Source organism: Pseudarthrobacter sp. RHLT3-21 (assembly GCF_059383495.1).
Window position 1 is genome coordinate 1 of the sequence record NZ_JBWZCI010000045.1, and the last position, 11337, is coordinate 11337.

11 protein-coding genes and 1 pseudogene are annotated in these 11337 nt (G+C 60.7%); 4 read left to right on the forward strand and 8 right to left on the reverse strand.

Annotated elements, in window-relative coordinates; genetic code table 11:
* Positions 1-61: 61 nt before the first annotated feature.
* The 7 genes from AC50YA_RS22635 to AC50YA_RS22665 all read right to left on the reverse strand — a co-directional run bounded on the left by AC50YA_RS22635 (position 62) and on the right by AC50YA_RS22665 (position 6117).
* A complete protein-coding gene (locus tag AC50YA_RS22635) occupies positions 62-409 on the reverse strand; it encodes a hypothetical protein (protein WP_494984407.1) in 348 nt (115 codons plus the stop codon).
* Positions 406-960 carry a hypothetical protein gene (locus tag AC50YA_RS22640; RefSeq protein ID WP_494984408.1) on the reverse strand — a complete coding sequence of 185 codons (555 nt, stop codon included), beginning with the start codon at positions 958-960 and terminating at the stop codon, positions 406-408. Before AC50YA_RS22640 ends, AC50YA_RS22635 begins: the two co-directional genes overlap by 4 nt.
* Before the next feature lie 153 nt (positions 961-1113).
* On the reverse strand, positions 1114-2346 hold the full coding sequence (locus tag AC50YA_RS22645; protein ID WP_494984409.1) for a hypothetical protein: 1233 nt from the start codon (positions 2344-2346) through the stop codon (positions 1114-1116).
* A gap of 27 nt (positions 2347-2373) precedes the next feature.
* Entirely contained in the window at positions 2374-4005 is a 1632-nt protein-coding gene (locus AC50YA_RS22650; RefSeq protein ID WP_494984410.1) for a relaxase/mobilization nuclease domain-containing protein, read from the reverse strand.
* 2 nt (positions 4006-4007) lie between these two features.
* A complete protein-coding gene (gene mobC, locus AC50YA_RS22655; RefSeq protein ID WP_494984411.1) occupies positions 4008-4400 on the reverse strand; it encodes a plasmid mobilization relaxosome protein MobC in 393 nt (130 codons plus the stop codon).
* Positions 4401-4823: 423 nt separating this feature from the next.
* On the reverse strand, positions 4824-5741 hold the full coding sequence (locus AC50YA_RS22660; protein ID WP_494984412.1) for a LysR family transcriptional regulator: 918 nt from the start codon (positions 5739-5741) through the stop codon (positions 4824-4826).
* 79 nt (positions 5742-5820) lie between these two features.
* Complete coding sequence (locus tag AC50YA_RS22665) at positions 5821-6117, reverse strand: hypothetical protein (RefSeq protein WP_494984413.1); 297 nt, start codon at positions 6115-6117, stop codon at positions 5821-5823.
* Positions 6118-6349: 232 nt separating this feature from the next.
* Here AC50YA_RS22665 and AC50YA_RS22670 point away from each other — a divergent pair, with 232 nt between their 5' ends.
* From AC50YA_RS22670 to AC50YA_RS22685, 4 genes and pseudogenes are all read left to right on the forward strand, one after another.
* Entirely contained in the window at positions 6350-7588 is a 1239-nt protein-coding gene (locus AC50YA_RS22670; RefSeq protein WP_494984414.1) for an MFS transporter, read from the forward strand.
* A gap of 308 nt (positions 7589-7896) precedes the next feature.
* Positions 7897-9102, forward strand: coding sequence for an FAD-dependent monooxygenase (locus tag AC50YA_RS22675; RefSeq protein ID WP_494984415.1), 1206 nt, complete (start codon positions 7897-7899; stop codon positions 9100-9102).
* 22 nt (positions 9103-9124) lie between these two features.
* Positions 9125-9745 (forward strand): NADPH-dependent F420 reductase, encoded by a 621-nt coding sequence (locus AC50YA_RS22680; protein ID WP_494984416.1) that lies wholly within the window; start codon positions 9125-9127, stop codon positions 9743-9745.
* 129 nt (positions 9746-9874) lie between these two features.
* Positions 9875-10210, forward strand: a pseudogene (locus AC50YA_RS22685) (IS1380 family transposase); the annotation flags it as partial.
* Between the two features lie 314 nt (positions 10211-10524).
* On the opposite strand, the gene AC50YA_RS22690 reads toward AC50YA_RS22685, so the two are convergent.
* Entirely contained in the window at positions 10525-11124 is a 600-nt protein-coding gene (locus AC50YA_RS22690; RefSeq protein WP_494984417.1) for a recombinase family protein, read from the reverse strand.
* Positions 11125-11337: the final 213 nt, after the last annotated feature.

The following is an 11337-nucleotide window of genomic DNA, read 5'->3' on the forward strand; positions in this document are numbered from 1 at the left end:
AGGCGCCTGACCAGTGTTCAAAACTACTTGCCGCCACCGGTCAGTCCATTGCAGCCACCGGTCAACACAAACTGCAGCCACTGGTCAGTTCAAAGTTGCAGTTGACAATCTTGGTCTGCAAGACCATTAGCCGGACAAACTCACGGGCGGGCTCCAGGACCTCCTTGGGTTCAACCGCAACCAAGAACAAATCATTGCCGTCATCGTAGTCCCGGAACAATTCGTCCAGTCGTACTCTCAGACCCTTTAAGTGGCGGATAGCGCCGTTAACCAGGTTTGACCGCGCATTGCGTTCTTTGGTTTTCAGCTTCTCGCCAAGGCTTGAGGCCAGCGATCCCGCCGGCCACAGGGCGATGTAGCTCGCAATAGCGAAAGGTATCGCGTAAACGAGGATTGTGGCTTGGTTCATGTCCGGCGCGGACCCAGGATGTCATCTCGGATCAACGACTTGGAGGTATAGCTCTCATACTTTTGATAGACGTACCGTACGAGATCCCTCAGCGGCCACCCGGAAAATTGCTTCCTGAGTTTCTGCGTTTGTTGTAGCAGCTTGGCAGGCAACTCCTGTTGGAGTGCCTCGAAGTATTCCTGACCCAAGGGAGTGAGCCGGAAGTTCCGGGTCCGGAAGGCAGTAGACTCGTCGTCACCGCCGATGAGCTTTTCAGACTCCCACATGTCATCGTCTGTGCGACTCAGCTGGGCTGAGTCCTCAACCAGACCAGCTTCCACCAGCGTGTCCACGGCTTTGTAGACCTTTGATGAGAAAGGACCAAAGTTGTAGGCCTCAAACTCCGGGTCCTCAGTGAAGTACTCCTCAGCGGATGTTTCCTTGTCCATGAGAAAGACCAGCTTTTCCAATCGCGTTATCCCGCGAATCTCACCCCGTCGCTCCTGCTGGCCAGGCTCGCTTCCTAAAAGAAGAACGATGGCATCATCCACATCGAATTCTGGTGACTCCACGTAGCCGTCACACCTCTCTAATTCCTCGTAGTTGGATCATACAGTCGCTAAGAAATGGTGAAGCACAGGGAAGGAGGGAAGGGCCGCGGCAGATTCGGAACCTCCACAGGAGCTGCCTCCGATGGCAGCCCCTGTTACACAGTTGCGCTGTGCCTACCGGCTGAGGCCGTTCTTACCTCGTTCAGCCCCTACTGCTGCCCCAGTGCGAGACTTTCGGGCTTTGGCTGCGCCCTTGCCCATGGTTACTGCCGTATTAGGGTGTGAGCCCTCACTGCGGGCCGCGGCGAGACGGCCCCGAATCTGAGTCTCGCTAGCGCCGGTATTCGTCAGGGTCTCAGCAAACTTTTCGTGGTGTTCGGACGAACCGTAGCCAGCGGCCGATGTGCTTTCAGTTTTCAGGCCCTGGTCTTTGAGCCGACTGCTGTCGTTGCCGGTAACGCGGTTCTCGATCTCACGGCCAACGCCTTCAAGTCGGGAAAAGAGTTCCTTCTCGGCGCGTTCGTACCGCTGTTCCAGTGACGCCCACTTTGAGCCCGTAAAGCCGCCCTCTGTCAGAAGTTTGGCTTCGTGCATGTCCTTGGCCGCTTTCACAAACGCCGGATCCTGAAAGTGGGAGTCGCCGGCGCCGTTGACGTTCGCTGTGGTCTCGTTGCGCAGCTGCTCAATGCCGGGACCGTTCACGCCGTCCTCGCCGATGAGGAACATGCGTTCCTTGATCTCTGTGTCGGCCGCCGCAGCTGCTTTGGGGGTTTTCGCGTTGTGGGCCCGCTGCAGGGCCTGTGCCAGTTCAGGGTTGGCCAGGTACTCGACGGGCACCTGGTGGCGTTCCATTTCCGGTGCCAGCTTCTCGGCCTGGGCGCGGAGTTCCTCAGCCCGGGCAGCCGCGAGAAGCTGCATGGCCTTCTCCTGTTCGGCGGCCGCCTTGCGCTGTGCCTCCTGACTGCGGGCCATCGCATCCAGCCGCGCCTTCTCGGTCGCGATGGTCTCGATCCCCGACTCCAGATACGCGGCGTCAGACCCGACGTCGTGGGTGTCGATGCCATACCGGGCGAGGACTTCATGCCGGATTTTCTCGGAGGCTACCAGGGCGGTGGGGTCGTGGTCTTTCCATCCCTCGGCTACGGCGTGTGCCGTGGCAATGTCGTTGGGCTGCGCTTTGTCCCACCACTGTTCCTTCTCCACGGGTGCGAGGGCCGCGTGGGCTGCGCTGCGTTGTGCGGCGAGCCGTGCTTGGGCTTCGTGCGCTGCCTGGGCGTCCAGGTGTTCCTGCTGCCGCTGGGATTCCTGCCGGCGTCGGGCCAGGGTCTCGGCAATACGTGAGGCCATCATCAGCGTCTGCCGCATTCCGTTGTCCAGGACGTCGTCCATTCCGTCTGATTCACTCATGGTGTTCCCCTTGCACTTGGTGGTGATTTATCGGTCGAGTCCCGACCCGGTCTCGCGTCGGCTGGGCTGATAGGTTTTGGCCGGAGTTGGAGTCGTCGGCACCACTGATCCCGGACGGATGGGCACCATGCCGCGGCGTGCAATATCAATGGCCCTGGCTGGCATTTCCGCCTCTGTAGTTGGCTGCTGTGCAGCCCCTACTGGTACAGCCTTCGGCATGGTTCCGGTGAACGGGGCCAGCTGGTTCTCCACTACCGAGCGGATGCGCTGGGCTTCGCGGGTCCGCCCGGACTGGGCGTGCATTTCGTACACCGCAAAGGCGGTGTTGATCAGCTGCACCATGAGTGCCGTTTGTGCTGCAGTCTTGTTCTTGCTCGACGCGGCCATGAACAACATAGCCGTCCCGGCAATGGACGGGAGAGCGACAGGTTTACTGTGCTGCCGGGGAGCCCGCAGTTGGGCTGTGCGGGACAGCTCAGCAGCTGTGGCGGCCAGCGGCCCTGGCGTCGGTTCCAGCCGATAAGACCAGGCGGCAAACGCGCCGGAAACCTCACGCGCTGCTCTAGCCCAGGTCGCGTGATCGTCACGCGGAATAGTGCGCAGCTGATCCGCCAGCGCGGTCGCGTTGCGGGTGTACACAACCCATGCTTCCGCTGGTGGCGTTGCGTTCTCGGGCCCGGTCTTCGACACCTTCCGTTTGTTCCGTGCAGCCGCATTCCATTCCGCTGCAGCCTCCGTAGCCAGGTGCGGTGAGTCCATCCATTCTTCACGTAGAGCACCGAGCTTCAAGTCAGAAGCGAGGGTGCCGCCGCCGAACCAGATCGGGCGCTCTCCTTGCTTGGGGCGTTCCGCGACGGAGTACCCAACAATGACATGCGTGGTGTTCTTCGCGTAGCGCGGCCGGACCAGCAGGCCTGTGTCACGGGCGCGGCGGATAAACTCCGCTTCCGTTGCTGAGGCACTGGCGCTGGCGCGTACCTTGCGGGCTAACGAGGAACGGTGCATTTCGCGGTCATCCCGGGCAGCGGTCGCCTTCTCAGCCTGGGCGTAGCCACGGGTGGCGTGCACGGTCGAGAGCTGTTCCAGACCGTACTTAACCTCCAGCTCACGGCAACTCTGCTGAGCCTTCTTGTAGTCACCGTGCGTGGAGGCTTTGGTCCCGTCCTCGCGGACCAGGGACACTGCGATGTGGATGTGGTGGTTACCGTTCTCGGACGTTCCGTGGTTGATCGCAGCCCACCGGCAGCGTGCCTTTCCGCTGGCTTCGGTGAACCCCATGGCATCCACAAAGTCATTGGCGATATCGCCCCACTGCTGGTCCGTCAGTGCGCCTTCCTCGGCCCGCAGGCTCAAGGAACAGTGCCAGACGCTGGCGTCCTTGTAACCGACGTGAACGCGCTCCTTCTTAGCCGCGTCCCACTGCATGTCCTTGATCTGCACCGAAACGCCGAACATCTTGCGCGGCCGGTCCAGGTGCTTGGCGATGGCCAGAGCATCATTGCGGTCCAGCACGCCATCGTCGTACCACGCCATAATGGCCGCGTCACCCGCAACCAGGTGCGGCTCACTGTGCGAGTTCTTCGTCTTATCAGCGTCCGTCGAGGCGAGGTAAACCATGAGCCCGGCCATGCGCGAACCGCGGGTGATGTTCGGGATCATCCCTACATCAGCCCATCAATGGCGTCATCAATCCGCATGGCCACCGTGCGGATGTGCTTCAGCGCTTCGCGGGCATCAGCGGGAAACTCGCTGGTCGCGTTGGCCTGGCGTGCCAGCTGGTTGATGTTGTTCGAGGAACGGGCCAGCAGATTGTGCAACGACATCAGCTCCGCAGCGATGGCACGGCGCTCAGTCGGTGAATCAGAGTGATCAGAAAGTGCCGCCGAAATCAGCAGGTTCGGGACAGTGACCTTCTCACGCTCCGCCCTGGCCACAAGGGCAGCTTCTTCTTCCACCGTGACCCACACGTCACGCCGCTTCTTACTCCCGGCGGGCGTGTTCTCACGACGACGGCGCGACAGATTGGGACGGTGAGTGTTCCCCTCATCAGACATCCGCATCCCTCAGAGGCCGTCGCTGATCAGGCACGAGGGACGTTCCGGGCTCCGGGCGGGCGGCCGCGGGTCCTGCCGTCCCGCCAGCCGGGAAGGAGCTGTGTTTAGTTGTGTCTATGTTCTCGGAAACGAAGGATTTCAAGAACACCTTGAATCGAGAATGGCGGCGCTTGCTGTGAGGGGCAGAAAAGCAACGCCGTTCTGCGGGAAACCGCCATTATGTGTGACTTTGGGCGGTAAATGGCGGCGTTTTTACAGCGTTATTTGGCGCATGGTGCAGACCGCTCGACGGCTGAGAACTGCCCGTATGCCGAACCAATGACGAGATCGCTTAGAGAAGCTTTTCCCGCATCCATTCGCCGCTGTGGCCACGGGTAGTCCTCCAGCTTCGGCGTAAGGGTGAGGCGGCCAGGCCGCCTGACCTCAGGCCGAAGCCAGGTGGCGCAGCCAGTTTGCTAGCGTGTTGACGCTTTCGGGCCCGTCGTCCCCGGGTCGGCGAACCAGGCCGATCTGGACCTGGGCAGTCGGGCCGTTGACCGAGAGCTCGACGAGCGGGGCCATGACGGTACCGCGGGCGTAGGGGGGAATGAAGGTGGCGACCACGCCCAGGCCGGCCTCGGCCGCCAGCACACGGGCCTGCATGCCGTCCACCTCGATCACGGAATGGTCCCCGGTGATGCCGCTCTCCCTGAGGATCTGCCGGTAGTACATCGATTCGAGGCTTGTGAGAGGGCTGGCAATCAGGCCAGCCTCCGCGATGTCCTCCAGATCAACGGTCTCCTGCTGGGCCAGGGGATGGGAACTTGGGACCAGGAACCTCATGGGCGCCTTGTGCAGCGGTTCAAAGGAGACCTCGGGGGGCAGTTGCCACTTGATCACATATGCAAGGTCCACCTCCCTGTCCAAGACTGCCTGGGCGTACTGGCCGCTGTGGCCGAACCGCAGGGAGAGTAATGTCCCCTGATGGCTCCGGCAGAACGGGGCGATCACTTGGTCCAGGAAGTACCGCTGCTCGAAGGCGATGCTGGCTCCGAGCCGGACTCTGCCGCGCCGGCCGTGCTTCAGGTCCTTGAGCGATTCCTGCAGTGACTCCTGCTCACGGAGCATGAGCAGGGCCGAGCGGTACACCTCTTGGCCAGCCTGCGTCAGGTGTATCGCCCGCTGTTCGTAGCGGAGAAGGTCCGAGCCGAGTGCCTTTTCGAGTTCCGCCATGTGGTGCGAAACGGTGGGCTGCGCTAGGTGGAGGTGACGGGCGGCGGCCGAATAGCCGTTGCGTTCGACCACGGTGATGAAGACCCGCAGCCGGAAGAGGTCGAGCGCCAGAAGGTTGGGGGATCCCATTGGGCAACTATAGAACAGTGGCTCGACGCGGCGATGCTGTGGGCCGGCGCCCGACCGCTGCCCGTCACCTCCCGCGGCCTCAGACCCGGACGGCATTCCCGTAGCTGGTGGACTCAGCGCCGATCTCCAGGTCGAGCAGGTCCCAGCCCTTCATCCACTGCTGGGAGGCCTCGTACATTTCCCGGGAGAACGGCTGGAAGACGATCCGCTCACCAGGACCGAAGTGGCTGCCAGAGTGATAACCGACGGCCACGGGAGCGCCAGCGAGGTCTTCGGGCCGGATGTAGCTCGAATCGGTAGCAACGAAGATCTCGGCCGGGGACACCGAGTAGGTCTTGCAGAACCGAAGGCCGCCGCGTTCACGGCCCAGCGGCAAGCCGACGAGATGTCGCAGGCACTCCCCTTCTGCATGTCCTCGAAGGCACCGCTGGGCATCTCCTTCCCCTGAATCGCGCCTCCTGGTGTTGAGGCCATAGATAGGTTCCATAAGTCCATCGATGTGAGCCCATTGAGGGAGTTATGCACGCCACATAAGCTCGGTGGCATTGACGCTTATAGGAGGCGCTGTGCGATTCTCAAGTTCCAGCCCCGGCCGCGGGGTACAGTTAATGTGTTGGTCCTCAGTCGTCCTTGACGGATTCGACCTTGTTTCGTTGGCCGTAGTGTTTCCGGTCCTCTTGAAGGGCAACGTATGGGGGCTCACGGCGGCAACAGCGTCGGTCATAGCGATGATCGGTCTGGTCGGTATGGCGGTCGGAGCCATCGCCAGCGGCAGCGTTGCCGAAAGAATCGGCCCGACCAAGGCACTGATTGCGTCTGTGGTCTGTTTCTCTGTGTTCACGCTGCTGTCAGCGGCAGCACAGTCGGCCATCCTCTTCACGATCCTGAGGTTCATCGCCGGTCTGGGGCTCGGTGGCTGCATGCCCATCGCGGTCGCCATTGTGGCCGCGCACAGAGCTGGCCAGGGCAAAAGCAGTAGCGCCACCACCACACTCATGACTGGCTACAACGTTGGTGCAGTGCTGTGCGCGCTGCTGGGAATGTTCCTGGTCCCCCGGTTTGGATGGCAGTCCATGTTCGTCGCCGGAGCACTGCCGGCGCTAGTGCTCGTCCCCCTGATGATCCGCTACCTTTCGGCGCCTGACGCGCAGGGGGCCACCGCGATGCCCGTGACGAGAAGCGGCCGCGCCGGCCGCGAGACCATCAGTGGCCTCTTCCGGGGCGTTCAGTTGCGAGCGACGCTAGCGTTCTGGGTCGCCACGTTCATGGGTCTGTTGCTGATCTACGGGCTCAACACCTGGCTTCCCGAGATCATGCGCGCTGCAGGGTATTCAGTAGGCAATTCGCTCGGATTTCTGCTGACCCTCAATCTGGGAGCCATTCTCGGATACCTTTTCGGAGGGCGGTTCGCTGACCGCCGAGGAGTTCGCCGGGCAACCATCGGCTGGTTCGCTGGAGCTGCGGTCTTCCTAGCGGTATTCGCGCTTCCGCTGCCAGAGCCAATTCTCTACGGAGCCCTCTTCCTTGCCGGTTTCTTCGTATTCAGCTCGCAGGCATTGATCTATGCCTACACGCAAAGGGTCTACCCCAACGACCTCCGCGCAACGGGGGTCGGATGGACAGCGGGCGTGGGCCGTCTAGGTGCAATCTGTGGGCCTCTGCTCGGAGGAACCTTATTGACGGCAGGCATCGCCTACCCGTGGGGCTTCTATATCTTCGCAATCGTTGCTGTCCTCGGGGCAGCGGCCGCGTGGATCGTGCCCAGGCAGACCCCGCAACAGCACAAGGCCACCGACGATCTGTCCGTTGCCATAGATCTGACCCCCAAGGGTGGCGGAAGCGTATAAGCCCGGTGCACCCCTCCGCCACGCTAGTGGTGTTCGAGTTCCACGGTCCCTCCCGCTGCCGCTTGAGCGGTCCCTTGCCGGACGAAGGCCTTCCATAGCTTCGCAGCCGCGGGCAGCGTCGACCTCGATTTTCGAGCCCGCCCTGTATCTGCCCTCGTGAGGCGAACGGCGCGGCCACGACAATCTTGTTCAATTTACTGACCGCCGTGTCCTTCTTCTATGACATTCAGGGATCTATTTCACCACCATCACGTCCTGTCCATATCTGGTAGACAAACCTAATTGCGTAATGTATTCGAGGAGAACCAATGGTAAATCACACAACCAGAGTCGCGGTCATTGGCGCCGGGCTGGGCGGGCTCACTGCCGCGATAGCGCTTACGAGGATCGCCGGTGTCCAGGTCACGGTGTTCGAGCAAGCGAGTAGGTTGGCCGAAGTGGGCGCGGGCGTCGCAGTCGCCCCGAATGGTCAGCGCGCACTCGACCGTTTGGGTTTGCTTGAGGAGGTCAAGCTCGCAGGTGCGGCCATGGAGGGGCCCGGTGTCTACATGAATGCAGATGGCAGACCGATAGCCGAAGCAGCTTGGTCGGACTCAGCCGGTCGGTACCAAACTTTTGGCATGCACCGAGCCGACTTCGTCGATGTTCTGACCCGAGCGATTCCCGCTGACGCGGTTCGTGTGGGACACAGGTTGACATCGATTCATGCGTTGGACTCAATCGTCCGCCTTGAATTTGAAAATGGTGTGAATGCTGAATTTGATGCTGTGGTGGGTGCGGACGGCGTCCACTCGGTGGTGCGGGATTCAATGATGCAGCCCTCAGATCCCGTCTATTCCGGATCCATCGCATATCGCGGAGTACTTGACGCGAGTGCCCTTCCTAAAGACTGGCCAATGAAGAGTCAGGTCTGGATGGGCAGCGGAAAGCATTTCATGTGCTATCCAGTGCGCCAGCGTAAGTTGTTCAACTATACAGGTTTCGTCCCAAGTGAAAAGCCCCTGAAGGAATCATGGTCATCCGCCGGGGATGTCAGCGAACTCGCCGCCGAGTTTGGAGGTGAGGACTGGGATCCGAATCTCCGTGAGTTCATCAAACAAATCAACAAGACCTTCTGGTGGGGACTTTACGACCGAGAGCCTCTAAAGAATTGGTCACGAGGTCGAGTCACATTGCTCGGCGACGCAGCACACACAATGCTGCCTCACGTCGGCCAAGGGGTAAACCAGGCAATTGAAGACAGCGTGGCCCTTGCTATCTTCCTCAGGGAAGGTGACGGCCCTAACGGCATCGTCAATGCCTTCAAACGCTATGCGTCGGCTCGCATGCAGCGAACAGCTATTTTGCAGGCCAGCTCGCGCAGGAGCGGTTCACAGCTCGACTCGCAAGCCGAGTATGAAGATACCAAGAAACGCGACGCCGACGTGCGCGCTGGGCGGGATTTTCGCAGAAGTTTCATCTTTGACTACGACGCGGTAGCTGTCGCTGAAAAGACTCTAACGCGATCACACTAAGTACAAGAAGGGCTTTGTTCACATGACATCGATTAGCATAATCGGCACTGGCAAAATGGGTTCGGCAATCGCCGATATGTCCGCAAGGGCGGACGCGAATATCCAAATAATCAAACGCAAGGCTGGTGTCGGTGCCACAGTCGAGCGTGACAGCGGAGAATACGGGGTGATGGGTGATGAGCTCACAGGTGAACTCGTGGTCCTCGCGATTCCGTATACAGCGGTCGCAGACGTACTCGCGCATTATAGGGATCAACTCACCGGAAAGGTTGTTATCGATATCAGCAATCCAATAGACTTCACCACTTTCGATGGATTGTCCGTCCCGCCAGACTCTTCTGCTGCAGCTGAAATCGCTAAGGACATCCCGAATGCGGCAGTCGTAAAGGCGTTTAACGTTAACTTCGCAGAAACATTGGCCAGCGGCACCAATGGTGGAACGCGCACGACGGTTGTGCTTGCCGGGGACGATGCCGACGCGAAAATCGCAGTCATCGACCTCGTCGAGGCAGCAGGACTCCGGGCGGTTGACGCCGGACCCCTTTCGCGTGCGCGGGAGCTTGAGGCGTTTGGCTTTCTCCAAATCACGTTGGCAGCACTCGCAAAGACCAGATGGGAGTCCGGATTCGCACTGCTGCCGTAAGCAGAAAGCAGCTATCTGGTCCGTCACCTATCGGCTCTTCATCGACCAGGTGGGGTCAGGGAGTGTAAGGGTCGGGGTGTGGTGAGCGGGGTGTAGGGTCAAGGTCCCCGAGGACCAGAAGCGCGAGCTGCGCTGGTCGCGGGCATGGTCGCGGGGGCGGAGTCGATCGATGACATGGCCCTGCTGCGCCACGGGGCATGACGAAGCTCTTCCGCGCCTGCTATGCGCCTTCGACGCTGGGGCTCGTTTCTGCGCGCCTTCGCCTTCGGCCATGTGCACCAGCTGGATGCGGTCGCCTCCGGCGCCCTGGCTGGCCTGGCCAGGGCGCCGATCCTGGACTCCCCGACCAGGGAGGGGTCCGCGTTCGTCGACGGGGACGACAGGATCATCGAGATCCACGGCTACGCCATGCAGGGCTTCGGGTACGGGTACTCCGGGGTCAGGGGTCTGAACGCCCTGCCGGCACGAATCCCGCGCTGAATGTCGTCGGCGACCATGGATAGGTGGAGCAGCAGGACGTCGAGGAAATGACCTCACCTCCGACACCACCTCGATCGGACTACCAAGCGCCAAGCGTCACGGCGTGTCTTTGAAAACTAAAGCTTTTCAAGACACTGTTCTTAGCTTGAGGAGGGCTTAGCGGCTGTCATTTTCAGTACTCGCCTCCACAGCGTCCCGCGTGTTTCCAAGGTTGTGCAGGCCAGTATTGAGCGTTGAATTTTCAGTACTTCCCTGCACGATTCGCACCTCTCGCTCAATACTCCTATGCACGATGATTCTCAGGGGCGTATTGGTTCGGCCGCCCTGCGTTGCCCGCGTTCAATTGCCCGGTAGACAGTGGAGCGACCGACGCTAAACAGCTCGGCCAGCTCTGCCTTGCTGTTTTCCCCCGCGGCGTGTAGTTCGAGGAGGTGGTTTTCCTGTTTGACGGTGAGTTTCGGTTGTTTCCCTCGTAGCCGGCCCTTGGCCTTGGCAACCTTCATCCCTTCACGGGTGCGCATGCGGATGAGGTCGGCTTCGAACTCGGAGATCATCGCCAACACGTTGAACAGCAGTTTGCCCATCGGGTCAACGGGGTCGTGGACGAATCCACCAATGCTGAGTTTGATTTCGCGGTTAGCGAGGTCATCTGCAATTTCGTGGGCATCCCGGACGGAACGGGCCAGGCGGTCAAGTTTCGTGACGACGAAGGTATCCCCCGCCCGACACGCGGCCAGGGCTTCGCGAAGTCCGGCGCGGTTCTTGTTTGTGCCAGTAAAGCCGTGGTCAACATAAATTCGTTCAGACTCAACGCCAAGGGCAGCCAGGGCATCACGCTGCGCAGTGAGGTCTTGCGCCTCGGTGGACACGCGCGCGTAGCCGACCAGTATTTTAGACATGGAAAATAGTGTGTCATATAACGCCCCCTTACCGGTCAATTCACCGGACGGGTCTTACGGGACGCTGATGGACCCCAGCTCGCAATGATGCAGTTCAGCTGTCATTTTCAGCGGTCCAGGGGCGCTGCCGCGCCGTGGGGGTCGAAAATAGGGGGCGGCCGGCTTACCGGCTGTAGCCTGACGGCGGGGACGGTTGCATGATGTTAACGTCTG